This is a genomic window from Burkholderia sp. TSV86, assembly GCF_001522865.1.
Classification (GTDB): domain Bacteria; phylum Pseudomonadota; class Gammaproteobacteria; order Burkholderiales; family Burkholderiaceae; genus Burkholderia.
Window position 1 is genome coordinate 1 of sequence record NZ_LOWB01000109.1, and the last position, 24449, is coordinate 24449.

Below are 24449 nucleotides of genomic sequence, written 5' to 3' on the forward strand. Positions count from 1 at the left end.
AACTGATCCCACGGAATGTCCTTCTCCATGTCCCAGCGGACCGCTTCGAGCGACTTGTAAAGTTCCGGATAAAGCATGGTGTTCATGATCCCACCCCTGTTCTGCGCAATGCGACACCTAAACGAGATTGTTACGCCAAACCGCCCAGATCGGCAGTGTTTCGCAACCAACTGATTATTTTACGCGCTAATCCCGGCCCGGACGCAGGTTTTGCGCCGGACGCCGGGCGATCGCGCTCCATCGTGGGGTAAGCCGCACGCGGCGCTGCCGACCGACCAGCAATCGAAAGCCGCGCTGCGGTGCCTGAAAGAGTCCGGCGTCACGCCGGCCTCGTTGCCGGGTCTCGTGCAGCCAGCGTGAACCGCTGCGCCGCGAACGGGCCCGATATGTGATGTATTCGGCGGCGGCCATGATAGCACGCGACTGTGACCGTTCCGCGACCCTGGCAGGCGGCCGGGCGCGGCCATGCGGCAAAGCGTCGCGTCGAAAGCAGGGGACGGTGTCGCGAAAACACAACCCTTCGCCGGATCGCGTCTGCGCAGCAAAACAGCCACGCCTCGATAATTTTGAGATAAAACCGGAATGCGCTTCAACAGACTTGCACCGGACGCACGCTCGATCATCGGTGGCCAGGCGTCACGCCGCCGCGATCCGCCTGTCACGCTGATGTCCGTCTTTCTTGCCCGATGGTCGCCGCCTTATGGCTTGCGGGTCTTGCCGGTTATCGTCACATCTGCCGCATTCGCCGCACCTGCCACATCCTGAACTCCCGCCGCATTTGCCGCGCCCATTCCTGCACTCGCGTCCGCCACGCCCTGCGCGCGCTCCATATCCGGGCCGCTGCCCCGGTCTGCCGCCGCGATCCACTGCGCGAGCCGCTCGCGCTGCGCATTCGCATCGCGGTAACCCAATTCGACAAGCTCCCGCGTGAACTCGGCCTCGAACAGCAAATAGCTTGCAAACGACGCGCCCGCCGGCTTATTGCCGCCCACCGCGCCCAGCAGCCCGCGCACCGCGAGCGGCAGCCGCTTCAGATGGTTCGCTGCGATAAGCTCGATGCGCTCGGACGGCGCGATCGCAAGCACGTCGACATGCCGCCAGCCGCTCGCCGGTTCGACGCAATGCGGCAGATGCTCGATCATCTGGTTCACGTGCTCGATGCGTTCGATATCGGCGCCGATCGAATCGAGGAAGACGCTCGCGAGCACTTGCTGGCCGATCTGCGCGAGCGACGGATAGCCGCGGGCGTCGCCGTTCGCGGCAGGCACCTCCGGCCGTGAATCCGCCGCGCCGATCACCACGATCCTGTCGCTGCCGAAATGAATCGCCGGCGACAACGGCGCGATTTGCCGGATCGTGCCGTCGCCGAAATATTCGATCCCGCCGTCGAGCATCAGCGGCACTGCGGGAAACACAAACGGAATCGCCGACGACGCGAGCAAGTGCTCGGCCGACAAGTCGACCAACCGCGCGGTGCGCTGCGCGCGCCGCCACGCATGAATCGGCTCGCTCGCTTGATAGAACGTCAAATGCCGGCCGCTCGTATAGCTCAACGCCGTCACCGAAAGCGCATGCAGCTTGCGCGTCTCGAGCATAAGCTCGATGCGGCGGAAATCGAGTTCGCGACGCAACAGATGCGCAAGCGGCGCATTGTCGAGCAGACCGCGCGGCGAGCGGTGTGCGGCCCAGCCGACGCTCATCGCGGTGAGCCAGCGCGCGCCCGCCGCCACGATGCCAAGCCAATCGGTCCGATAAACCTGCGACGCGCGCAGATGTTCCCAAAATGCGAGCAGGCGGCGCGCGCCATGCGCGAAATCGTCGGCATGACTCGCGAGCGACGTCGCGTTGATCGCCCCCGCCGACGAGCCGCAGATCACGGCAAACGGCGACGCACGCCGCTTAGGATCGATGTCGAATGCGATCTCGGCGAGCGCTTTCACCACGCCGACTTGATAGGCAGCCCGCGCGCCACCGCCCATCAGCACAAGTGCGAGCCGCATCGCAGGCCTTCATGTATCGCCGACGGCATTGCACGGGTCAAGCGCCGCGCTTGGCCGCCTTCTTCGCGGCCGCGGGCTTCGCGCGAGCAGACGAATCCGTCTGCTGCGCGGCCGGCGCGCGCGGCGCAGCCGCGCGGCGCGTCACCGGCTTCTTCCGCGCGGCGGCCGGCTTTTCGGCTGCGCTCTGCGAGCCGGGCGCGCCGGCAGGCGGCGCGAAGCCGGGCTGGCTCATCGCAAAACGTGCGAGCTGGTCGAACTGCGACTGCAACAGATTCCACCAGCCGGCCGGATCGAACGCCTCGGCGCCCGGCGGCGGCTTCGCCGCATCGTCGGAAGCGCTCGCGCCGGCGGGTGTATCGGCCGGCGCATCGGCTGCCGATGCACCGCGGGCGGCACTCGAGTCCGCCTGCGCGCTCGTGCCGGTGTCGCGCCAAATCGACGTCGACGCCTTCGGCGATTCCGCTGCCGGCGATTCCCGGCTCGCGTGCTTGTCCGGCGACAGCGCGGCCTCCGCCGCGCTCATCGACGTCTGCGCGAACGCGCCGAACGCACGCAGCGTCGCGAGCGTCGCACGCTGCACCTCGAGCGCCTGGATCGCCGATTGCAACATCCCAAGGTTGAGTTTCAGCCATTGCTCGACCGCGCGCAGATCGGTAATCCGCTTGTCGAGTTCGTCGACGCTCGCAAGCGGGGCCATCAGATCCGACATTGCCGACAGCGACGGCGGCATGCCCTGCGGCGCGCCGGGAAACGCGCCGATTCCGCCGAATGGCGCAAGACGCATCATGTCCCACATTTTGTCGACGAACCCGGCGGGCTGAAAGCCGCCGAAGCCGGAAAACGGATTGGAGCCGGTGGTATCGGTCATCATCGATCCTCGGAAGCGAATGACGCGGCTCGCGGAAAACGGCCGCGCCCAGTCCAGTTTAACGAAGCCCGCGCGGGCGGGCATCGGGCCAAACCCGGCGCGCATGCGCGCGGGCTGCGCCGGTTCATGCGGGTTGCCGCGGGCTCATGCAGGCCGCGTTGCCACCGGCGCGATGCCTGCGTCGATGGCGCGCCGCGCCGCTTCGAATCCGGCAGCGGCACATTTCGCGCAATCGCACCCTATTCGTACCGGCGCGCGTCGACTCATCGGAGCACGCCGCCGCCCAACCGTGCCGCATCGGGCGCGAATGCGCACGCCGCGCACGCACGAAACGGCACCCGCGTATCAGGCAACGCCTGCATCGAACCAACCGCGCCGCATCGTGCCGACTAATCGTGCCGGCTAGCCGCGCCACACCAGGCCGCCTCGCCGCGCCCCACATCAAGCCGCGCCGTCCGGCGGCGCAACCGACTGCTCGATCGCGCCAAAGATCGATTTACCCGCATCGTCGAACATCTCGATCTTCACCTTGTCGCCGTAGCGCATGAATTCCGTGCTCGGCACGCCGTGCTCGATCGTCTCGAGACAGCGCTTCTCGGCGATGCAGCAGTAGCCGCGCTTCGCGTCCCGGTTCGATACGGTGCCCGAGCCGACGATCGAGCCCGCGCGCACGTTGCGCGTCTTCGCCGCGTGCGCGATCAGCTGGCCGAAATGAAACGCCATGTCCGCGCCCGCGTCCGGCTGGCCGACCTTCCTGCCATTCCAATGAACGATCATCGGACGATGCACACGGCCGTCGCGCCAATGCTCGCCAAGCTCATCCGGCGTCACGGCGACCGGCGAGAACGCGCTCGCCGGCTTGCTCTGGAAAAAACCGAAGCCCTTCGCAAGCTCGGCCGCGATCAGATGGCGCAACGACACGTCGTTGACAAGCGCGACGAGGCGCACGGCCTTGAGCGCTTCGTCGGGCGTCGCGCCCATCGGCACGTCGCCCGTGATCACGGCGACTTCCGCCTCGAAATCGATCCCCCACTCTTGCGACGCGCAGACGATGTCGTCGCGCGGCCCGAGAAAATCGTCGCTGCCGCCCTGATACATCAACGGGTCCGCGTGGAATTCCGGCGGCATCTCGGCGCCGCGCGCGCGGCGCACCAGCTCGACATGGTTCAAATAGGCCGAGCCGTCGGCCCACTGGAACGCACGCGGCAGCGGCGCCATGCAATGCTCGGGCTCGAACGCGAACGTATTGCGCGCGCGGCCTTGGTTCAGCGTGTCGGACAGCTCGCGCAACTGCGGCGCGTAGAACGCCCAGTCGTCGAGCACGCGCTGCAGCGTCGGCGCGATTGCATCGGCAATCGCCGCTGTCTGCAGATCGCGGGATACGACGATGAGCTGGCCGTCGCGCGTGCCGTCCTTGAGCGAAGCGAGTTTCATAGAGCAAAGAGCCGTGTAGTGACGATGGAAGAAATCTATTTTACGATGGTAGAACCACGCGCGAGCGCGCGGCGTGCTCCTTCCATTCTTCCCGCATCACCGTGAACCAATCCGCCTCCGCCCTTCCCGACGACGATCTCACCGACGATACCGCCGAAGAGAAAAACCGTTCGGGCATCCAATCGATCGAAGTCGGCTTTCGCCTGCTCGACGTGCTGACGCACGAGCCTCGCGCGATGATGCTGCGCGACCTCGCGCAGCGCGCGCAGATGAGCCCGGCCAAGGCGCACCGCTATCTCGTGAGTTTTCTGCGGCTCGGGGTCGTGTCGCAAGATCCGGTGTCCGGGCGCTACGAGCTCGGCGGTTTCGCGCTGCAAATGGGGCTTGCGCGGCTGGCGCGCGTCGACGGTGTGAAACTCGCGCGCATCGCGCTCACCGCGCTGCGCGACCGGCTCGATCAGACAGTCGGCATCGCGGTGTGGGGCAACCAGGGGCCGACGATCGTTCATTGGATGGAATCGAGCCATCCGGCCAAGGCGTCGCTGAAACTCGGCGACGTGATGCCGCTGCTCGGCTCCGCAACGGGCCTCGTGTTCGCGGCTTATCTGCCGCGCAGCAAAACGGCCGCGATGATCGAGCGCGAACTCGCCGATACCCACCGCGCCGCGCATTACGCCGGCCCGCGCACGCTCGCCGAAGTCGAGGCGGTGCTCGCGGACGTGCGCGCGCACCGCGCCGCGCGCGTCGAAGGCATGCTGCTGCCGACGATCAACGCGTTCGGGATGCCCGTGTTCGATTCGCTCGGCGAGCTGGCGCTGGCAATCGTTGCACTCGGCCACGAAGGCGCGTTCGATCTGAGCTGGGGCGGCGAAATCGACGCCGCGCTGCGCGCGTGCGCACAGCAGTTGTCTTACGAGCTTGGGTATAGTGACGAAGCGCGCAGCCCATGACGCACGCCGCCGCGCCCGGGCCGCGCATGCGTTTTCTTCGTCGTTCGAACCATTTGCCCGTTTTTGATGCCGCCTTCGCCGTCCGATCTCGCGCCCGAGCTGCCGCCCGATCCACCATCCGGTTCGCCGAACCCGCGTGATGCGCGGCGCCGTGCGCACCGCGCCGTGCTGGTGTTCGCGCTGGTGCTTGCACTGCACTGGCTTGCGGCGCAATGGCTCGTGCGCTTGCGCGAACCGTTCAAGCCGCCCGCGCCCGCGGACGTGCCGGTTCAAATCGAATTGCTCAAACCGCAGCAGATCGAGCGCGAGCCCGAGCCGCCCAAAGCCGCCCCCGCGGCGGCGCGCGCCGCGCCAAAGCCGGCGGCGCGCGCCGCCGCGCCACATCGTTCGGAACCCGTACTAACTTCGCTCGCCGCTTCGTCCAAAGCACGGCACGCCGCGCCCGCCCCGCAGACGGCCGGCGCGGCGCAGCCGAGCCCGGCAAGCGCAGGCGGCACACCGGATGCCGCGAGCGCGCCGGGCGCGGGTGCGGCGCGTGGCGCGGCGTCAAAGGGCGTGAAATTCTCGCCGCCGCCGTCGGGCGAGCTGCGCTACGACACGTTCTATAACGGCATGCAGAACATGGGCGGCACGATTCACTGGCAAACCGACGGCAGCACGTATTCGCTATTCGTGTCGATGCCACTGCCGTTCGTCGGCCCGTACACCTACGAGAGCCGTGGCCGCATCGACGCATTCGGCATCGCGCCCGAGCGCTATGTCGAGACGCGCGGGCGCCGCCCGTCCGATTTCGCGATCTTCAACCGCGACACCAAGCAGATCGTCTTCACGAGCACGCCGAATTCAGTCGCGCTGCCCGATGGCGCCCAGGACCGCTTCAGCTTGCTCATGGAACTCGCCGGCCTCGTGCGCGGCGATCCCGGCGCATATCGTCCTGGCGTCACGCGCGAGTTCTTCGTGGTCGATCGCAACAGCGGCGAGACCTGGCCGATCACGACGATCGGCGACGAAACAATCTCGACGAACGCGGGCATGCTCGCCGCGCGCCATTTCATGCGGCTGCCGCGCCACGCCGGAGATACGCGCCGCATCGACATCTGGCTCGCGCCGTCGCTGGGCTGGCTGCCCGCGCGAATGGTGCAGACCGAGCCAAACGGCTCGCAAATCGAACTCCTCTGGCACAGCGGAACGAGCCACGCGAGCGAATCGACGAACACGAACGAGCCGTCCGCACCCGCATCGCCGCCGCCGCCGAACACGAACACCAATGCAAACGCGGCGAAATCGGTAAATTCGACCGACACCACACCGGTTGCACCAGCGGCCGCCAGCGCCACCGACCCGTCTTAACAATTCTTAAGTCTCCGATCCGCCAACCTTGACAATCTTTGACAGCAATTTTCGTCCACCAGTAGAAAATCAGAAACGTTTTAGAGACATCGGCTTCTAACCGATAAACCGATAAACAACAACGCCCCCCCTGAAAGCGGGCGTGCAGCGCCAACCCCTTGAAACCGGCTCGCGCCTCCCCAATTACTGGACAAAAGGCCGAACCACTGCGAAGAGGAGTGCCGCCATGCAAATGATCTACAACAGCCCCAATTACTGCGTCGTCGAATTCCCGCCGCAGGACGGCCATCATGCGATGAATGCCGGCGGATACGAAATCGTCGACAAGAATGCGCAACGCGAAATCTTCATCGACGGCGAACTCGCCGCGCGCTTTCGCGAACATGTGAAACAGCTGATTCAGGCCGAGCCGACGCTCGACGAAGTAGACGAATTCCTCGGGCAATTCGACAGCCTGATGACACAACCCGTGGTTCTGCACTGACCTTACGCCGTTGCTGCGCCCGGCCAGCCCGGCGCAGCAACGGCGGGCGCGCAGCGCTTCGGCGCACTTCGTTTTCGCCCCTGTGCGGCACGTAGCACGGGGGCTTCGTTTACCCGGATGGCCAACTCACGAATCGCGACGGCACCAGCTACAATGGCAGCTTTCCGACCTCGGTAATCCGCCATGCCCGCGCCCATCCCGACCGCGTCTTCCGCCTCGTTCGCCGCCGCGCCGTACACGCGCGGCGCCGAGTTGCCGCAACTGCTTGCAAAGCGCATTCTGATCCTCGATGGCGCAATGGGCACGATGATCCAGCGCTACAAGCTCGACGAAGCCGCGTATCGCGGCGAGCGCTTCAAGGATTATCCGCGCGACGTAAAAGGCAATAACGAGCTGCTGTCGATCACGCAGCCGCAGATCATCCGCGAGATCCACGACCAGTATTTCGCCGCAGGGGCCGATATCGTCGAGACGAATACGTTCGGCGCAACGGCCGTCGCGCAGGCCGACTACGGCATGGAAAGCCTCGTCGACGAGATGAACGCGGCATCGGCCGTGCTCGCGCGCGAGGCTGCCGCGAAGTATGCGACGCCGGACAAGCCGCGCTTCGTCGCGGGCGCGATCGGCCCCACGCCGAAGACCGCGAGCATCTCGCCCGACGTCAACGATCCCGGCGCGCGCAACGTTACGTTCGACGAGCTGCGCGACGCGTATTACGCGCAGGCAAAAGCGCTGCTCGCAGGCGGCGTCGACCTGTTTCTCGTCGAGACGATCTTCGACACGCTGAACGCGAAGGCGGCGCTCTTCGCGCTCGATCAATTGTTCGACGACACCGGCGAGCGGCTGCCGATCATGATCTCGGGCACCGTCACCGACGCATCGGGCCGCATTCTCTCCGGCCAGACCGTCGAGGCGTTCTGGAATTCGCTGCGCCACGCGAAGCCGCTCACGTTCGGCCTGAACTGCGCGCTGGGCGCGGCGCTGATGCGCCCGTACATCGCCGAGCTGGCAAAGCTCTGCGACACCTACGTGTCGTGTTACCCGAACGCCGGGCTGCCGAACCCGATGAGCGACACCGGCTTCGACGAAACGCCCGATGTCACGTCGGCACTACTGATGGAATTCGCGCAAGCGGGCCTCGTGAACGTCGCAGGCGGCTGCTGCGGAACCACGCCCGAGCATATCGCGGCGATCGCCAAAGCGCTCGCCGAGGTGAAACCGCGCCGCTGGCCGAGCCAATACAGCGAAGCTGCGTAGCCACGCAACCGACGCCGCCGCGCGGCCCGCGCGGCGCCCCTGACCCGTTCTCCTCGCACCGCCATGACCGATCAAACGATGCGCCTCTGCGGCCTCGAGCCGTTCAACGTCACGTCCGGCACGCTCTTCATCAACGTCGGCGAACGCACCAACGTCACCGGCTCGAAGGCATTCGCGCGGATGATCCTCAACGGCCAGTTCGACGACGCGCTCGCCGTCGCGCGCCAGCAGGTCGAGAACGGCGCGCAGGTGATCGACATCAATATGGACGAGGCGATGCTCGATTCGAAGGCGGCGATGGTGCGCTTCCTGAATCTGATCGCATCGGAGCCGGACATCGCGCGCGTGCCGCTGATGATCGATTCGTCGAAGTGGGACGTGATCGAAGCCGGCCTCAAGTGCGTGCAGGGCAAGGCGATCGTCAACTCGATCTCGCTGAAAGAAGGCGAAGAGCAATTCGTCCATCACGCGAAGCTGATCCGCCGCTATGGCGCCGCGGCCGTCGTGATGGCATTCGACGAGCATGGCCAGGCCGACACGCTCGCGCGCAAGATCGAGATCTGCCGGCGCTCGTATGACATGCTCGTCAACCAGGTCGGCTTCCCGCCCGAGGATATCGTGTTCGATCCGAACATCTTCGCGGTCGCGACCGGCATCGACGAGCACAACAATTACGCGGTTGACTTCATCGAGGCGACCCGCTGGATCAAACAGAATCTGCCGCATGCGAAGGTAAGCGGCGGCGTGTCGAACGTGTCGTTCTCGTTTCGCGGCAACGACCCAGTGCGAGAAGCAATCCATACCGTGTTCCTCTATCACGCGATCCAGGCGGGCATGGACATGGGGATCGTCAACGCGGGTCAGTTGGGCGTCTACGCGGAACTCGATGCCGAGCTGCGCGAGCGCGTCGAGGACGTGATCCTGAACCGCCGAGCGGACGCGACCGACCGGCTGCTCGAGATCGCCGACAAGTTCAAGACCGGCGCGGCGAAAAAGGAAGAGAACCTCGAGTGGCGCAACCAGCCGGTCGAGCAGCGGCTTGCGCACGCGCTCGTGCACGGCGTCACGACGTTCATCGTCGAGGATACCGAAGAGGCGCGCGCGAAGATTGCCGCCGCGGGCGGGCGGCCGATCAACGTGATCGAAGGCCCGCTGATGGATGGGATGAACATCGTCGGCGATCTGTTCGGCCAGGGCAAGATGTTCCTGCCGCAGGTCGTGAAATCGGCGCGCGTGATGAAACAGGCAGTCGCGCATCTGATTCCGTTCATCGAGGAAGAAAAGCGCCAGCTCGCGCAAGCGGGCGGCGACGTGCGCGCGAAGGGCAAGATCGTGATCGCGACCGTGAAGGGCGACGTGCACGACATCGGCAAGAACATCGTATCGGTCGTGCTCCAGTGCAACAACTTCGAGGTCGTGAACATGGGCGTGATGGTCCCGTGCAACGAGATTCTCGCGAAGGCGAAGGTCGAGGGCGCGGACATCGTCGGGCTGTCGGGCCTCATCACGCCGAGCCTGGAAGAAATGGCCTACGTCGCCTCCGAGATGCAGCGCGACGATTACTTCCGCGTGAAGAAGATTCCGCTGCTGATCGGCGGCGCGACCACGTCGCGCGTGCACACGGCGGTCAAGATCGCGCCGCACTACGAAGGCCCGGTCGTCTACGTGCCGGATGCATCGCGCTCGGTATCGGTTGCGTCGAGCCTGCTGTCCGACGAGGGCGCGGCGAAGTATCTCGACGAGTTGAAGGCCGACTACGAGCGCATCCGCGAACAGCATGCGAACAAGAAGACACAGCCGCTCGTCACGCTCGCCGACGCGCGCGCGAACAAGACAAAGTTCGACTGGGCCGGTTACCAGCCGGTCAAGCCGAAATTCATTGGCCGCCGCGTCTTCAAGAATTACGATTTGAACGAACTCGCGAACTACATCGACTGGGGCCCGTTCTTCCAGACCTGGGATCTCGCGGGCCCGTACCCGGCGATCCTGAATGACGAAATCGTCGGCGAATCGGCGCGGCGCGTGTTCTCCGACGCAAAATCGATGCTCGCGCGGCTGATTCAGGGCCGCTGGCTGACCGCGAACGGCGTGATCGCGCTGCTGCCGGCCAACACCGTCAACGACGACGATATCGAGATCTACACCGACGAATCGCGCTCCGACGTGCTGCTCACGTGGCACAACCTGCGCCAGCAGAGCGTGCGCCCGGTCGTCGACGGCGTGATGCGTCCGAACCGCTCGCTCGCCGACTTCATTGCGCCGAAGGAGTCGGGCGTTGCGGACTACATCGGGATGTTTGCGGTGACGGCGGGCATCGGCGTCGATGCGAAGGAACAGCAATTCCTAGCCGACCATGACGATTACAGCGCGATCATGCTAAAGGCGCTCGCCGACCGTTTCGCGGAAGCATTCGTGGAAGCGCTGCATGCACGCGTGCGGCGCGAGCTGTGGGGTTACGCGAGCGAAGAGCAGCTCGACAACGACGCGCTGATCGCCGAAAAATACGTCGGCATCCGGCCCGCGCCCGGCTACCCGGCGTGCCCGGACCACTTGGTGAAACAGCCGATGTTCGAAGCGCTTCGGGCCGACGAAGTCGGCATGAGCGTCACCGAATCGCTCGCGATGCTGCCGGCTGCGAGCGTATCGGGCTTTTATCTCGCTCATCCGGATAGCCGGTACTTCACGATCGGCAAGATCGGCGACGATCAGGTGGAGGATTTTGCGCGACGGATGTCTCTGTCGACTGCGGACGCGAAACGCGCGCTCGCGCCGCTGCTCTGACCCGGACAGCCGCCGCATAGCGGCGGCGCGGCAGGCGCCGGCCCTTCCGGCCGGCTCAACGCTTGGCCGCCGCTCGCATGCGCGACATACGGCAGCGGCAAGCGCCTGCGAGGCTCAAAAGCCCCAATGAACATCGACGTTCTGCGCCTTCGCTTCGCGAAGCATCGCGAGAAACGGCGCGACGCGCTGCGCGAGGCTCGGCGGAACTTCGTGGTGCGGATAATCGGCGTCATCCTCATGGAAGTGGCCGGCATGCTCGGCGCTTGCCTGCTTGGCCTGGTCGACCGCACTCTCGAGCTTCGCAATCGCGTCGTCGAGTTCGTCAGACATGATCACCCCGCGCTCGCCGAGCTGCTTGCCGACGATGCCGAGCACAAGAACCGCGAAATCCTTCAGCACGTCCAGATCCTGGGCCGCCTTGCTTTTGAACGTAATCATGGTTATCCCTTTTTCGTCTTGTCGTGCCTGCCGGCGTCATTGCCCGAACGCCGCGCCCGCTTGCGGAACCTCCCGGAAGCGCCCGGCACCTGAGCGGCATATTAGCACCTGTTAAAATCCAGCGATCCCTTTGAAACTGAAACGCGCGCGGTGCAAGCGCGCCGGCGGGCCCAACAGGTGGGCCGCCGTCCACGACATCCTCGACCAGCATGCTGCCTGCCCAAAAACATATCCTCGAAACTCTTCTCGACAACAGCGTGAAGCAGGTCGTCGCCGCATCGAAAGGCGCGGCCGACGCCGCCTTCGTGACGCCGGCGATCACGCTCGAGCGCCCGAAGGCAGCCGCGCACGGCGACATCGCATGCAACGTCGCGCTGCAGCTCGCGAAGCCCCTGGCCGCGAATCCGCGCCAGCTCGCCGAGCAGATCGTCGCCGCGCTGACCGCCCAGCCGGAAGCGGCGGGCCTCGTCGAGGCGGCGGAAATCGCCGGCCCCGGCTTCATCAATCTGCGCCTGTCGGCCGCGTCGAAGCAGGCGGTGATCGGCGCCGTGCTCGCCGAGGGCGCGGCGTTCGGCAAGAGCGAGCGCGAAAAAGGCAAACGCGTGCTGGTCGAATTCGTCTCCGCCAACCCGACCGGCCCGCTGCACGTCGGCCACGGCCGCCAGGCGGCGCTCGGCGACGCGATCTCGAACGTGCTCGCGAGCCAAGGCTACGCGGTGCATCGCGAGTTCTATTACAACGACGCCGGCGTGCAGATCCATAACCTCGCGGTATCGACGCAAGCACGCGCGCGCGGCCTGAAACCAGGCGATGCGGGCTGGCCGGAGGCAGCGTACAACGGCGAATACATCGCCGACATCGCGCGCGGCTACTTGAACGGCGAAACGGTCGCGGCAAGCGACGGCGAGCCGGTGACCGGCAAGGGCGACGCCGAGGATCTCGAGGCGATCCGCAAGTTCGCGGTCGCGTATCTGCGCCGCGAGCAAGACATGGATCTGAAGGCATTCGGCGTCAAGTTCGATCAGTACTATCTCGAATCGTCGCTGTACAAGGAAGGCCGCGTCGAGAAGACGGTCGACGCGCTCGTCGCGGCTGGCGTGACCTACGAGCAGGAAGGCGCGCTGTGGCTGCGCACGACCGACGACGGCGACGACAAGGACCGCGTGATGCGCAAGTCGGACGGCACTTACACGTACTTCGTGCCGGACGTCGCCTACCACGTGACGAAGTGGGAACGCGGCTACACCAAGGTGATCAACATCCAGGGCTCGGACCATCACGGCACGATCGCGCGCGTGCGCGCCGGCCTGCAGGGGCTGCATATCGGCATACCCAAGGGTTATCCCGACTACGTGCTGCACAAGATGGTCACCGTGATGCGCGACGGTCAGGAAGTGAAGATTTCAAAGCGCGCGGGCAGCTACGTGACGGTGCGCGACCTGATCGAATGGTCGGGCGGCGCGGCGCCCGGCTCCGAGGCGTCGCCCGAGCAGATCGACGAGGCGACGATCACGCGCGGCCGCGACGCGGTGCGCTTTTTCCTGATCTCGCGCAAGGCGGACACGGAGTTCGTGTTCGACATTGATCTTGCGTTGAAACAGAACGACGAAAATCCGGTCTACTACGTGCAGTACGCGCACGCACGGATCTGCTCGGTGCTCGCCGAATGGAAGTCGCGCTACGGCGCGACCGACGCGCAGCTATCGAGCGCCGACTTGTCGCCGCTCGATAGCAAGCAGGCGACGGCGCTGATGCAAAAGCTCGCCGAATACCCCGATGTGCTCACGCACGCGGCGAACGAGCTGGCGCCACACGCCGTTGCGTTCTATCTGCGCGATCTCGCGGGCGAGTTTCACTCGTTCTACAATGCGGAGCGCGTGCTCGTCGACGAAGCCGCGCCGCGCAACGCGCGCGCCGCGCTCCTCGCGGCGACGCGTCAGGTGCTCGAAAACGGCCTCGCGATGCTCGGCGTATCCGCACCGAGCAAGATGTAACGCCGAAGCCGTCGGCAAGCGCCGCGGCGCGCTGCGCCGCGGCTGATTCACGATTCTTTTCGCAGGTGACTCAAGCAATGGCAAAACCACGCCGCACGTCGAAGCAATCGAAGCAAGCCGGAGGAACATTTCTTGGTATCGTGCTGGGCCTGATCGTCGGCCTGGCCATCGCGGTGGTGGTCGCGCTGTATATCACCCGCGCACCGTCACCATTCGTGTCGAAAGTGGCACCGCCCACCGACAACAACGCCAGCCAGCCCCAGCAATACGACCCGAACCGCGCACTGCAAGGCAAGACGCCCGGCCAGCCGGTCGCGCCGCAGGCCGCGCAGCCCGCTCCGTCGAACACCGCGCCCGGCCAGGCAACGGCCCCGAACCAGCCGCCGCTGCTGTCCGAGCCGCAGATCGTCGAGGTGCCGGGCAGCAATGGCAGGAACACGTCGAATACCTCCGACACGTCGGATAACGACAACTCGGACAGCGGCGTCGCCGTTGCGCCGAAGCCTGCCGACACCACGCCGCCGGTGAAGAAACCGCAGGCGAACGCAAGCAATAACGGCACGCCGCCGCGCCCATCCGGTACCGGCACGTCCAGCGCCGAAACGCCGCAAAAAAACGCGCAGACGCAAGCGCCGAAGAGCGCGTCATCGCCGGCCAGCGCCGCGGCCAAGCCCGCTGCGCCTGCCGCCGACGCGAACACCGGTTACCTGCTGCAAGTCGGCGCGTACAAGACCGAATCGGATGCCGAGCAGCAACGCGCACGCCTCGGCTTCCAAGGCTTCGAATCGAAAGTGACGAAACGCGACGTCAACGGCGTGACCTACTATCGCGTGCGAGTCGGGCCGTTCTCGAAATTCGACGAGATGAACTCGGCACGTCAGCGGTTGTCCGATGCGGGTATCGACACTGCGGTCATTCGTTTTACGAAACAGTAAACCGCTTGCAGCGCCGTTACTCACCCAACTGATCGAATAATCAACATGAAAAAACTGCTCAACACGCTGTTCCTGTCCTTGAGCCTTGTCGCGGGCCTGGCTCATGCGTCGCCCGCCGCCCCGGTGGCCGGTAAGGACTACGAGGTGATGAAGTCGCCTCAGCCGGTGTCGGCGCCGGCCGGCAAGGTCGAGGTGATCGAGTTCTTCTGGTACGGCTGCCCGCACTGCTACGAGTTCGAACCGACGGTCGAGGCCTGGGTGAAGAAGGAAGGCGACAAGATTGCGTTCAAGCGCGTGCCCGTCGCGTTCCGTGACGATTTCGTTCCGCATACGAAGCTGTTCTATGCATTGTCGGCGCTCGGTATCTCGGAGAAGGTCACGCCCGCCGTGTTCGATGCGATCCACAAGCAGAAAAACTATCTGCTGACGCCGCAAGCGCAAGCCGACTTCCTCGCGACCCAAGGCGTCGACAAGAAGAAGTTCCTCGACGCGTACAATTCGTTCAGCGTGCAAGGCCAAGCGAAACAAGCTGCCGAGCAACTGAAGAACTACGCCATCGACGGAGTGCCGACGATCGTCGTCCAAGGCAAGTACAAGACGGGGCCGGCTTATACGAACAGCCTCGAGGGCACCGCGCAGGTGCTCGACTTCCTCGTCAAGCAAGTGCAGGGCAAGAAGCTGTAACGCTTGTGCGTGCCCATCATCGATAGCGCCGGCATGACCGCTTCGCCCTCCGTCAAGGTCTTCATCACCGGCGCATCGAGCGGCCTCGGGCTCGCGCTCGCCGCCGAATATGCGCGGCAGGGCGCGACGCTCGGCCTCGTCGCCCGGCGCGGCGAGGCCCTCGCCGAATTCGCGCAACGCTTTCCGTCGTCATCGATTTCGATCTATCCCGCCGACGTGCGTGACGCCGGCGCGCTTGCGCAGGCCGCCGCACGCTTTGTCGCCGCGCATGGCTGCCCGGATGTCGTGATCGCGAACGCCGGCATCAGCAAGGGCGCGATCACCGGCGAAGGCGATCTCGACGCGTTTCGCGAGATCATGGATGTCAACTACTACGGGATGGTCGCGACATTCGAGCCGTTTATCGCGCCGATGACGGCTGCGCGGCACGGCACGCTCGTCGGCATCGCCAGCGTCGCCGGCGTGCGCGGGCTGCCGGGCTCGGGCGCATACAGCGCGTCCAAGGCGGCCGCGATCAAGTATCTCGAGGCGCTGCGGGTCGAACTGCGGGCCGCGCAGGTGGCGGTCGTGACGATCGCGCCCGGCTACATCCGCACGCCGATGACCGAGCACAATCCTTATCCGATGCCGTTTTTACTCGATGCCGAGCGCTTCGCCGCTCAGGCGGTGAAGGCGATTGCGCGTCAGGCGTCGTTTCGCGTGATTCCGTGGCAAATGGGTGTCGTCGCGAAGCTGCTGCACGTGCTGCCGCGCTGGCTATACGATCGCCTCTTCGAAAAGGCGCCGCGCAAACCGCGCGCGACGAAATAGCGAAGCGGCCCGTCCGGTTCCGTTCGGGCGGATGGAGCCACGCACGGCTATTCATCGTTCGCCGGATTTCCCCCTCCTCTTTGCGCCGGCTCTCATCGCGAGCGGCATCTCGCAACGCCGATGGCCGACGCAGTGCTCGCGGCGCGGGCTCGTCGGCCGCCGGGCGATTCTATGCGCCTGCGCCACACGCAAGGGCGCGCGCCCAGCGCAGCAAGCATGCATGCGGCATTCACCTTCGCGCACACCGGTCATCGATCCGCAGCGGCATTCCCCTCGCGCCGCGATATCCGGTGCGACCGACATCGTACTTCCACTACCGGTCAACCCTGTGAGTCGACGCACAGAATGGTTCATCACTTGACACGCGTCGATTATATGATGATCATCATTCAAAAATATCCAAGGGCCACACCGAGCGAAGTACGGCATGGCGGCGGCGCGGTCACGCAATAAAAAGCGTGCCGCGTCGCCCGGGCCGTTTCGTCGAATCGTTCGCTACTCGCCCGACACCGACGGCGACAGCCGATCGCCCGTTTTTTCAACGTTGCAAACCGAACGGCTCAGGCGATGCATTGCGTCGTCTGCGCGCCGAATGACGACCCGCGAGGAGAACCGAGACTTGAGCGAAAATCGTCCCGATGTGCAGGCACCCCTGGGCAGCGGCCAGCCTCCGCGACGCAGACCCAAGCTGGTCGTGCCCGCCATTGCCGTACTGTTGATTGCGCTGATCGCCTATGGCCTCTACTGGTGGGGCCGGGGACGCTACCTCGAAACCACCGACGACGCATATGTCGGCGGCAACATCACAGTCATCTCGCCGCATGTCGCGGGCTACGTGTCGGATCTGCTCGTCGACGACAATCAGCGCGTGCGTGCAGGCCAGCCGCTGCTGTTGCTCCATCAGAGCGACTACGAGGCTGAACTCGATGCGGCGAAGGCGAGCGAGGCGGAGATCGGCGCGTCCCGCCAGCGGCTCGCCGCGCAGCGCGCGCTGCAGCAGCAAGTGATCGACCAGGCGAGCGCCGATGTCGACGAGAAAAAGGCCGCATTGAATTTCGCGCAAACCGATGCGGCGCGCTACCGCAGGCTCGCCGTGACCGAAGCCGGCACGCGGCAAAGCGAGGAGCGCTCGAGCGCCGCGTTACAGCAAGCCAAGGCGCAGCTCGACGCCGCCAATGCCCGGCTGCGCGCGGCCCGTCAGCAGATCGCGGTGCTCGACGGACAGATTGCCGAAGCCAACGCGTCGCAGCAACGTTCCGGCGCGGCGCGGCGCACGGCGCAGCTCAATCTGGGCTACACCGAGCTACGTGCGCCGATCGACGGCTATGTCGGCAACCGCGCCGCGCATCTCGGCAGCTACGTGACACCCGGCACCCAACTGATGTCGGTCGTCGCGTCGAGCGGCCTGTGGATCGACGCGAATTTCAAGGAAGACCAGCTCACTGCGATGAAACCCGGCCAGCCGGCCAAGGTCTGCGCGGACGTCCTGCCGTCGAAGTGCTTCCAAGGACACGTGCAACGCCTTGCTCCGGCGACAGGCGCGGTATTCAGCGTGATTCCCCCGCAAAATGCCACCGGCAATTTCACGCGCATCGTCCAGCGCGTGCCGGTACGCATCGCGCTCGACGGCGCGGACGGCGTGCTCGGCATCCTGCGGCCCGGACTGTCCGCCACCGTGACGGTCGATACGCGCGGAGCCGTCAGGTGAGCAGCACCTCGGAGGCGATCGCGCAAAACGCGCCCCCCGCGCCTGCCGCAGCGGGCGCGCCCCCGCCCGCTTGGCCGTTCGCCGTGATGTGCGTCGGCATGTTCATCGCGCTGCTCGACATCCAAATCGTCGCATCGTCGCTGCAGGATATCGGCGGCGGCCTCAACGCGGCGCAAGACGAGATCGGCTGGGTGCAGACCGCCTACCTGATCGCCGAAATCACGGTGATCCCGATGTCGGGCTGGCTCACGCGAGTCTTCTCGACGCGCCTGCTGTTCGTCGGCTCGGCGCTCGGCTTTACCTTCGCCAGCATGCTATGCGGATTGGCATGGAATATCGAGAGCATGATCGTGTTCCGCGCGGTGCAGGGTGTGCTGGGCGCATCGATGATTCCGACGGTCTTCACGTCGTCGTTCCACTACTTCGAAGGCAAGCGCCGCGTGCTCGCCGCCGCGGTGATCGGCACGATCGGCTCGATGGCGCCGGCGCTCGGTCCGGTCGTCGGCGGCTGGATCACCGATACGGCAAATTGGCGCTGGCTGTTTTATGTGAACCTCGTGCCGGGTCTGCTCGTCGCGCTTGGCGTATCGCTCGGCGGCGACATCGACCGTCCCGACCGGTCGCTGCTTCGCGACGCCGACTATCCCGGCATTGCGCTAATGGCGCTCTTTCTCGGCACGCTCGAATACGTGCTCGAAGAAGGTTCGCGCTGGAATTGGTTCGACGATGCGACCATCCGGCGCTGCGCCATGATCTCCGCATGCGCGGGCCTGCTGTTCATCGCGCGCTCGCTGAGCTATGCGAACCCGGTCGTCGACCTGCGCGCGTTCGGCAACCGGAATTTCACGGTCGGCTGCCTGTTGTCGTTCATGACCGGAGTCGGCACGTTCTCGACGATTTATCTGACGCCGCTCTTCCTCGGCTACGTGCGCGGCTACAGCGCATGGCAAACCGGCATCGCGATGATCCCGACCGGATTGGCCGCGCTGATAGGCGTGCCGTGCTACGTGATGCTCGCGCGCAAGACGGATTTGCGCTGGCTGATGATGTTCGGCATGGCGATGTTCGGCCTGTCGATGTGGAATTTCCGCTTCATCACGCACGACTGGGGAGGCGATCAGTTGCTTTGGCCGCAACTGCTGCGCGGCTTCCCGCAAGTGTTTGCGGTCGCGCCGGCCGTCACGCTCGGGCTCGGCAGCCTGCAGCCCGAGCGGCTTAAATATGCGAGCGGCCTTTTCAACATGATGCGCAACCTCGGCGGCGCGGTCGGCATCGCGGTGGTCAGCGCGCTGCTGAACAACCGGACCAACCAGCATTTCTACGACATCGCAACGCATCTGACACCCGCCAACGCACCGATGCAATCGATGCTGCACGGCCTGCAAACTCGACTGACCGGCGTGCTCGGCTCGCCGCAGGCGGCCGGGGTCGCGTCACTCAAGGAGCTGCACGACGTCGCATTCCGCGAAGCGCAGACCATGGCCTACGGCGACGTGCTCACGATCATCATGGTGGGCTTCACGCTCGCGACGCTTATCGTGCCGCTGATGCGCAAAGTCTCCCCGCCCCCGCCGCCCAAACCGGCCGGCAAAGCACATTGACGAGGGCCCCGCTCATGCTCCCGATCCGCCGTTCCCGACCGCTTGCCGCGCTCGCCGCCCCGCTCGCCGGTGCGGCGCTGCTGGCCGGCTGCACCGCCGGGCCGGACTACCGGCCCAGCGCGTCGGCACTGCCGCCGGCCTATGCGAGCCAGGACGCGTTGCGCTCGCTGCAAGCCGCGCCGTCCACGCGTGCGCCGTCGCTCGACACGTGGTGGCTCGGCTTCAACGATTCGATGCTGACCCGCATTATCGATCGCGTCCTGGCGCAAAATCTCGATCTCGCCGCCGCCGACGCGCGCATCGCCCAAGCGCGCGCGGCCGCAGCGGAAGCAGGTGCGCTGTATCTACCGCAACTGACACTGCAAGGCGAGGCCGCTCGTCAGCGCCAATCGCTCGAAGCGCCACTCGGCCGAATCGGCAGCGCGCTGCCCGGCTATGAACGCGGTCAGACGCATACCCGGCTCGGCATCGGCGCGAGTTGGGAGCTGGATCTCGCGGGCGGCCTGCGCCGGCAGGCCGAAGCCGCCAGCGCCGAAGCTGCCGCGGCCGACGCGCTGCGCGCCGGCACGCGCGTATCGGTCGCGGCGGATGCGGCCGACGCGTATTTCCGTCTGCGCGGCTTGCAAGCGCGAATCGCGATCGTATCCGCGCAAATCGACGCGAATGCGCGCCTCACGGCGCTCGTGCGGGAGCGCGTCGCCAACGGCGTGGCGACGCAGCGCGAGCAGGCCGAGGCGAACGCCCGGCTCGCGCAGACCCGCGCGCTTTTGCCGCCGCTGCGCGCGGAGCACGCGCAGCAGATCAACCGGCTCGACATCCTGATGGGCGCGGCGCCCGGCACGTCCGCCGCCGAGTTGGCCGCGCCCGGCGCGGATTTCACGGTGCCCGGCCTGCCCTCCGACATCCGCCCGGACGCGCTGCTGCGCCGCCGGCCCGACGTGGTCGCCGCCGAGCGCCGCGTCGCAGCAACGAATGCGGGCATCGGCGCGGCGCTCGCCGAGTATTACCCATCGGTTTCGCTATCCGGCATTCTCGGCTTCGAGGCGTTAAACGGCCCGCTCTTCAAATCGGCAGCATTCCAGCCCGGCGCGCTCGCCGGGCTGCGCTGGCGACTATTCGATTTCGGCCGCGTGGATTCGGAGGTCGCGCACGCAAAGGGCCGCTATGCAGAAGCGCTTGCGCAATATCGCCAATCGGTCTTGCGCGCGGCCGAGGATGTCGAGAACGCGGTGACGACATGGGCGCAGCTCGATGCGCAGCGCAACGAAGTCGCGCATCAGGTCGAAGCCGAATCCACCGCACAGCGCTCGGCGCGCGAAGCGTATGCGCAAGGGGATGCGAGCCTCGTCGAAGTGCTGATCGAAGACCAGCAACTGCTCGCCGCGCGCGCGGAACTTGCCCGCCTGCAAGCTGATCAGGCGCGCGCGGCCGTTGCAACGTTCCGCGCGCTCGGCGGCGGCTGGGAAGCCCCCGGCGCCGCTGCACCGCCCGCCGTCGCATCCGCGCGCTGAGCAACGGCATCGAGCAAACCGATGATGGGCGTCATATAATCGATTCATTCTCTCTTCATAGCGTGATTCGATGCGATACACTCTCGACCATAAAGCGAAGACTCGCGAGCGGATCGAAGCGGTCGCGTCCGCCCGGTTCCGTTGCGAAGGCATCGACGCAGTAGGCGTCGCAAGCCTGATGGATAGCGCGGGTCTCACTCACGGCGGCTTCTACGCCCATTTCGAATCGAAGGATGCGCTCATCGCGGCAGCAATCGCCGCCGGATTCAAGCAAACGACCGCGCGGCTGCATGCCGGTATCGTTCGTCACCCGTCGCAGCCGAAACCCGTCGCATTCGCGAAAGCGTACTTGAACGAACGCCACCGCGACGAGCCCGGCGCCGGTTGCGTCGCAGCGGCGCTTGCCGCGGAAATCGGCCGGCGCGACGATACGGTCCGCCACGTGTTTACCGACCAGCTTGAAACGCTCATCGCATGCGCAACGCCCGAATCGGGCTCACCAGCCGAGCGCCGCGATACTGCGCTCGCAGCCGTCGCGCTCGCGGTCGGCTCGCTCATGCTGTCGCGCGCGGTGGACGATTCTACGTTGTCGAAGCAATTGCTGACCGCCGGCGTCAAGGCCGTGGAGAAACTCACCGGCTGATACGCTGCAACGCCTGGCTTGCCGAGTCGCGGGCAAACCGCCCGAAGCAGCCGTCCGGTCGACCAAACGGCCTTCGTCGGCCAAACGGCGCGCCGGTTGCAAGCGCGGCGCATCCGTCCTCATCAAGAAAGCGAAAGCGCATCCGGGGCGCCGCCTCGACGCAAAAACCGCGAAAGCCGCAAAAGCGCCAGCGCCCCCAAAGGCCACCGCCCTGGCGCCCAAACCAGTCAGGCGCCGCCCGGCGCCCGCGTATAGACACCCGGATCAGCCGACAGCCCGGCCTTCGCATCGCGCGACAACGCATCGACGAGCACCTCGTCGCGCCCGGCTTCAAGCGCTTCGAGCGTCTGCCGAACGACGTCCTCCGGGCGATTCTTCGACACCCCTTGCGCATTCGCCGCCATGTCGGTGTCGATATAAGCGGAATGCAATGCAACGACCTGCGTATGTTGCGCGCGCAATTCGTTGCGAATCACGTTCGTCGCCGACCACGCCGCCGCCTTCGAAATACTATAGCCGCCCGTATTGGGCAACCCGAGCCACGCGAGCACCGACAGCACGTTGACGGTCGCCCCGCCGCCGTTGTCCCGTAATATCGGCGCGAACGCACGGGCAAGCGCCAGCGTTCCGAAGAAATTGGTATCGAGTTGCTCGCGCAGCGCGACGTCGCCCGTATCGGCAAGAAGCGGGCCTGGGCGGAAAATACCGGCGTTATTGATCAGCAGATTGACGTCACGCAGTTCGCGCGCGGCCGCGGCGATATCGTCGGCATGTGTGATGTCGAGCTTGACCGGCTGCACGCCGGGCGTCGTCACCTGAGCCGGATTGCGCGCCGCCGCATAAATTTTCTTCGCGCCCGCCGCCTGCAATCCTTCGACGAACGCTCGACCCAACCCGCGGTTCGAACCCGTCACCAATACGACAGAATTTTGTAGTTTCATCGGTTCATCTCGCTGACAAAATAATGATCCGCGCAACCCGCTCCGATCCACCCGGCAGACTGAGCCGGCCGCCCATTCAAACCTGCGCCGCGCGCATCGGTGTCCGGCCCGGCATCGCACGGCTGGCGATCTTGCCCAGCCCATGCAATCCCGGTTTGTGCGACGCCTGCCGAAGCATCGATCGACGGCTTCGACAATCAATGCAAGCGGCCGCCATCAATTCATGCATATGCATTGCGCACAATAGAATATAGTATGGACTGCTTACCCTGAAGGACGCTAGCATGAGCGACGCCCCAATGAGACTTGCGTGCCACTGCGGCACATTACGCCAAGCCACGCGTGCGATCACATCGTTGTACGATGCGCACCTCGCGAAGCACGGGATACGCGTCACGCAATTCACGATCCTCGCCTCACTATATAGCCGCGACGCGATGCCGACAGGCGAGATCGCGACACGCCTGCTGCTCGATCAAACCACGCTGAGCCGCACGCTCGCCACGCTGCAATCCCGGCAGCTCGTGCGCGTCGAGCCTGGCGATGATCAACGCATGCGCCTCTGGAGCCTCACGCCCAAAGGCGCCGCATTGCTGAAGGCATCCCGCGCCGATTGGGAACTGGCCCAAAACGAGGTATACCGCCGCATCGGCAAACGCAACATGCAGGCACTCGACGCCGAGATTTACGCACTCGCCGAAGCACTGGCGAACTGAGCCTCGCCGCCCGACCAGCCGCCCGCCGGCAGCAGCCGGTTGCCGCTGCTTTGCACCGGCAGCGTCTCGGCCCATAATATATGCATATACATTTAAATGCCACGCCGTTTTTTCCCTCGCATGGAGCACATCATGTCTACCGATCCGATCGTGATTCTTTCCGCAGCCCGCACGCCTGTTGGCCGCTATCTGGGCAATCTGTCTTCAAAGAGCGCGCCTGAACTCGGCTCGACGGCGATTCGCGCCGCTCTCGAGCGTGCGTCGGTCGATCCGTCCAGCATCGACGAAGCGTATGTCGGCTGCGTGCTGTCCGCAGGGCTCGGCCAGGCGCCCGCGCGCCAAGCGGTGCTCGGCGCGGGGCTGCCGCGCTCGGTGCCGGCCGTGACGATCAACAAGGTGTGCGGCTCCGGCATGCAGGCGATCCGTTATGCGTATGACGCACTATCGAACGGCAGCGCGGAACTCGTCGTCGCGGGCGGGATGGAAAGCATGTCGAACGCGCCCTATCTGGCGTTGAAGGCACGCACCGGCTACCGTTCCGGCCACGCGACGTTCTACGACCACGCGGCGCTAGACGGCCTCGAGGATGCATATGAGCACCGCGCGATGGGCGAGTTCGGCGAGCAATGCGCGGCGCATTACGAGTTTTCGCGCGCCGCGCAGGACGCCTATGCAACCGAATCGCTGCAATGGGCGCAACGCGCGCAAAGCGAGGGCCGCTTCGACTGGGAAATCGCCCCCGTTAACGTGACGACCAAGCAGGGCGTCGTGTCGATCGCCGCGGACGAGCAGCCGCAAACGGTCGACGCCGCGAAGATCCCGAAGCTCAAGCCGTCGTTCAGCGCTGACGGCACGATCACGCCGGCCAGCTCCAGCCCGCTGTCGGACGGCGCAGCCGCCGTCGTGCTGACGCGCGAATCCGTCGCAAAACGGCTCGGCAAGCAGCCGATCGCCGTCATCCACGCGCACAGCGTCCATGCCCAGGACCCCGAATGGTTTACGACCGCGCCGATCGGCGCGCTGAAGAAACTATTCGCGCGCACCGGCTGGCACCCGCGCGACGTCGACTACTACGAAATCAACGAAGCGTTCGCAGTCGTGCCAATGGCGGTGATGCGCGAGTTCGACGTCGCCCGAGAGCGTGTGAACGCGCATGGCGGCGCGTGCGCGATCGGCCACCCGATCGGCGCATCGGGCGCGCGGATCGTCGTCACGCTGCTCGGCGTGCTGCGCGCGAACGGCGCGAAGCGCGGCGTCGCTGGCATCTGCATCGGCGGCGGCGAAGCCACGGCGCTCGCCATCGAGCTGGTATAACCGGCAAAGCGCCGCTGCCTCGAAAATGCG

Annotated in this window: 21 protein-coding genes; 16 read left to right on the forward strand and 5 right to left on the reverse strand. The window is 65.7% G+C overall.

Annotated features, from left to right (window positions below):
- Positions 1-251: hypothetical protein (locus tag WS68_RS29050; RefSeq protein WP_231753077.1), on the forward strand; the 251-nt coding region annotated here is incomplete at its 5' end.
- Positions 252-698: 447 nt separating this feature from the next.
- Here WS68_RS29050 and WS68_RS19410 read toward each other — a convergent pair.
- From WS68_RS19410 to WS68_RS19425, 3 genes are all read right to left on the reverse strand, one after another.
- Positions 699-2000, reverse strand: a complete 1302-nt coding sequence (locus WS68_RS19410; RefSeq protein ID WP_059572298.1) for a patatin-like phospholipase family protein — start codon at positions 1998-2000, stop codon at positions 699-701.
- 37 nt (positions 2001-2037) lie between these two features.
- Positions 2038-2868 carry a PhaM family polyhydroxyalkanoate granule multifunctional regulatory protein gene (locus WS68_RS19415; protein WP_059572520.1) on the reverse strand — a complete coding sequence of 277 codons (831 nt, stop codon included), beginning with the start codon at positions 2866-2868 and terminating at the stop codon, positions 2038-2040.
- 441 nt (positions 2869-3309) lie between these two features.
- A complete protein-coding gene (locus tag WS68_RS19425; protein WP_059572300.1) occupies positions 3310-4302 on the reverse strand; it encodes a fumarylacetoacetate hydrolase family protein in 993 nt (330 codons plus the stop codon).
- Positions 4303-4403: 101 nt separating this feature from the next.
- Here WS68_RS19425 and WS68_RS19430 point away from each other — a divergent pair, with 101 nt between their 5' ends.
- The 5 genes from WS68_RS19430 to metH all read left to right on the forward strand — a co-directional run bounded on the left by WS68_RS19430 (position 4404) and on the right by metH (position 11124).
- The gene (locus WS68_RS19430; protein WP_059572301.1) at positions 4404-5252 is read left to right on the forward strand and encodes an IclR family transcriptional regulator; all 849 of its coding nucleotides are present in this window, start codon (positions 4404-4406) and stop codon (positions 5250-5252) included.
- A 66-nt stretch (positions 5253-5318) separates the two neighbouring features.
- Positions 5319-6602, forward strand: coding sequence for a DUF3108 domain-containing protein (locus WS68_RS19435; protein ID WP_059572302.1), 1284 nt, complete (start codon positions 5319-5321; stop codon positions 6600-6602).
- Positions 6603-6828: 226 nt separating this feature from the next.
- The gene (locus WS68_RS19440; RefSeq protein ID WP_059517592.1) at positions 6829-7086 is read left to right on the forward strand and encodes a BTH_I0359 family protein; all 258 of its coding nucleotides are present in this window, start codon (positions 6829-6831) and stop codon (positions 7084-7086) included.
- A gap of 183 nt (positions 7087-7269) precedes the next feature.
- Positions 7270-8343, forward strand: coding sequence for a homocysteine S-methyltransferase family protein (locus tag WS68_RS19445; RefSeq protein WP_059572303.1), 1074 nt, complete (start codon positions 7270-7272; stop codon positions 8341-8343).
- A gap of 63 nt (positions 8344-8406) precedes the next feature.
- Positions 8407-11124: a methionine synthase gene (metH, locus tag WS68_RS19450; RefSeq protein ID WP_059572304.1), complete on the forward strand. Its 2718-nt coding sequence runs from the start codon at positions 8407-8409 to the stop codon at positions 11122-11124.
- A 114-nt stretch (positions 11125-11238) separates the two neighbouring features.
- Here metH and WS68_RS19455 read toward each other — a convergent pair whose 3' ends face one another.
- A complete protein-coding gene (locus WS68_RS19455; protein ID WP_059572305.1) occupies positions 11239-11562 on the reverse strand; it encodes a DUF1840 domain-containing protein in 324 nt (107 codons plus the stop codon).
- A gap of 209 nt (positions 11563-11771) precedes the next feature.
- Here WS68_RS19455 and argS point away from each other — a divergent pair, with 209 nt between their 5' ends.
- The 8 genes from argS to WS68_RS19495 all read left to right on the forward strand — a co-directional run bounded on the left by argS (position 11772) and on the right by WS68_RS19495 (position 21448).
- Positions 11772-13556: an arginine--tRNA ligase gene (argS, locus tag WS68_RS19460; protein WP_059572306.1), complete on the forward strand. Its 1785-nt coding sequence runs from the start codon at positions 11772-11774 to the stop codon at positions 13554-13556.
- Positions 13557-13633: 77 nt separating this feature from the next.
- Positions 13634-14491 (forward strand): SPOR domain-containing protein, encoded by an 858-nt coding sequence (locus WS68_RS19465; RefSeq protein ID WP_059572307.1) that lies wholly within the window; start codon positions 13634-13636, stop codon positions 14489-14491.
- A gap of 45 nt (positions 14492-14536) precedes the next feature.
- Positions 14537-15175, forward strand: coding sequence for a thiol:disulfide interchange protein DsbA/DsbL (locus WS68_RS19470; RefSeq protein ID WP_059572308.1), 639 nt, complete (start codon positions 14537-14539; stop codon positions 15173-15175).
- 33 nt (positions 15176-15208) lie between these two features.
- Positions 15209-15985, forward strand: a complete 777-nt coding sequence (locus WS68_RS19475; protein ID WP_059572309.1) for an SDR family oxidoreductase — start codon at positions 15209-15211, stop codon at positions 15983-15985.
- Between the two features lie 619 nt (positions 15986-16604).
- Positions 16605-17693: an HlyD family secretion protein gene (locus WS68_RS19480; protein WP_231753065.1), complete on the forward strand. Its 1089-nt coding sequence runs from the start codon at positions 16605-16607 to the stop codon at positions 17691-17693.
- Between the two features lie 86 nt (positions 17694-17779).
- Entirely contained in the window at positions 17780-19294 is a 1515-nt protein-coding gene (locus WS68_RS19485; RefSeq protein WP_059572310.1) for a DHA2 family efflux MFS transporter permease subunit, read from the forward strand.
- Positions 19295-19308: 14 nt separating this feature from the next.
- Positions 19309-20805, forward strand: coding sequence for an efflux transporter outer membrane subunit (locus tag WS68_RS19490; protein WP_059572311.1), 1497 nt, complete (start codon positions 19309-19311; stop codon positions 20803-20805).
- Between the two features lie 70 nt (positions 20806-20875).
- Positions 20876-21448 (forward strand): TetR/AcrR family transcriptional regulator, encoded by a 573-nt coding sequence (locus WS68_RS19495; RefSeq protein WP_059572312.1) that lies wholly within the window; start codon positions 20876-20878, stop codon positions 21446-21448.
- A gap of 227 nt (positions 21449-21675) precedes the next feature.
- On the opposite strand, the gene WS68_RS19500 is transcribed toward WS68_RS19495, so the two are convergent.
- Positions 21676-22389, reverse strand: a complete 714-nt coding sequence (locus tag WS68_RS19500) for an SDR family oxidoreductase (RefSeq protein ID WP_059572313.1) — start codon at positions 22387-22389, stop codon at positions 21676-21678.
- Positions 22390-22688: 299 nt separating this feature from the next.
- Here WS68_RS19500 and WS68_RS19510 point away from each other — a divergent pair, with 299 nt between their 5' ends.
- Positions 22689-23105 (forward strand): MarR family winged helix-turn-helix transcriptional regulator, encoded by a 417-nt coding sequence (locus WS68_RS19510; protein ID WP_059572315.1) that lies wholly within the window; start codon positions 22689-22691, stop codon positions 23103-23105.
- 132 nt (positions 23106-23237) lie between these two features.
- Positions 23238-24419, forward strand: coding sequence for an acetyl-CoA C-acyltransferase (locus WS68_RS19515; protein ID WP_082710179.1), 1182 nt, complete (start codon positions 23238-23240; stop codon positions 24417-24419).
- The last annotated feature ends 30 nt before the right edge of the window (positions 24420-24449 follow it).

Excerpts from the sequence above, each read along its gene's own strand:
- metH (WP_059572304.1), top strand. The coding sequence starts at position 8,407 with ATGACCGATCAAACGATGCGCCTCTGCGGCCTCGAGCCGTTCAACGTC.
- WS68_RS19415 (WP_059572520.1), bottom strand. The coding sequence starts at position 2,868 with ATGACCGATACCACCGGCTCCAATCCGTTTTCCGGCTTCGGCGGCTTT.
- WS68_RS19455 (WP_059572305.1), bottom strand. The coding sequence starts at position 11,562 with ATGATTACGTTCAAAAGCAAGGCGGCCCAGGATCTGGACGTGCTGAAG.
- WS68_RS19435 (WP_059572302.1), top strand. The coding sequence starts at position 5,319 with ATGCCGCCTTCGCCGTCCGATCTCGCGCCCGAGCTGCCGCCCGATCCA.
- WS68_RS19515 (WP_082710179.1), top strand. The coding sequence starts at position 23,238 with ATGTCTACCGATCCGATCGTGATTCTTTCCGCAGCCCGCACGCCTGTT.
- WS68_RS19465 (WP_059572307.1), top strand. The coding sequence starts at position 13,634 with ATGGCAAAACCACGCCGCACGTCGAAGCAATCGAAGCAAGCCGGAGGA.
- WS68_RS19475 (WP_059572309.1), top strand. The coding sequence starts at position 15,209 with ATGACCGCTTCGCCCTCCGTCAAGGTCTTCATCACCGGCGCATCGAGC.
- WS68_RS19425 (WP_059572300.1), bottom strand. The coding sequence starts at position 4,302 with ATGAAACTCGCTTCGCTCAAGGACGGCACGCGCGACGGCCAGCTCATC.
- WS68_RS19470 (WP_059572308.1), top strand. The coding sequence starts at position 14,537 with ATGAAAAAACTGCTCAACACGCTGTTCCTGTCCTTGAGCCTTGTCGCG.
- WS68_RS19485 (WP_059572310.1), top strand. The coding sequence starts at position 17,780 with ATGTGCGTCGGCATGTTCATCGCGCTGCTCGACATCCAAATCGTCGCA.
- WS68_RS19410 (WP_059572298.1), bottom strand. The coding sequence starts at position 2,000 with ATGCGGCTCGCACTTGTGCTGATGGGCGGTGGCGCGCGGGCTGCCTAT.
- WS68_RS19500 (WP_059572313.1), bottom strand. The coding sequence starts at position 22,389 with ATGAAACTACAAAATTCTGTCGTATTGGTGACGGGTTCGAACCGCGGG.
- WS68_RS19510 (WP_059572315.1), top strand. The coding sequence starts at position 22,689 with ATGAGACTTGCGTGCCACTGCGGCACATTACGCCAAGCCACGCGTGCG.
- WS68_RS19445 (WP_059572303.1), top strand. The coding sequence starts at position 7,270 with ATGCCCGCGCCCATCCCGACCGCGTCTTCCGCCTCGTTCGCCGCCGCG.
- WS68_RS19495 (WP_059572312.1), top strand. The coding sequence starts at position 20,876 with ATGCGATACACTCTCGACCATAAAGCGAAGACTCGCGAGCGGATCGAA.
- argS (WP_059572306.1), top strand. The coding sequence starts at position 11,772 with ATGCTGCCTGCCCAAAAACATATCCTCGAAACTCTTCTCGACAACAGC.
- WS68_RS19440 (WP_059517592.1), top strand. The coding sequence starts at position 6,829 with ATGCAAATGATCTACAACAGCCCCAATTACTGCGTCGTCGAATTCCCG.
- WS68_RS19490 (WP_059572311.1), top strand. The coding sequence starts at position 19,309 with ATGCTCCCGATCCGCCGTTCCCGACCGCTTGCCGCGCTCGCCGCCCCG.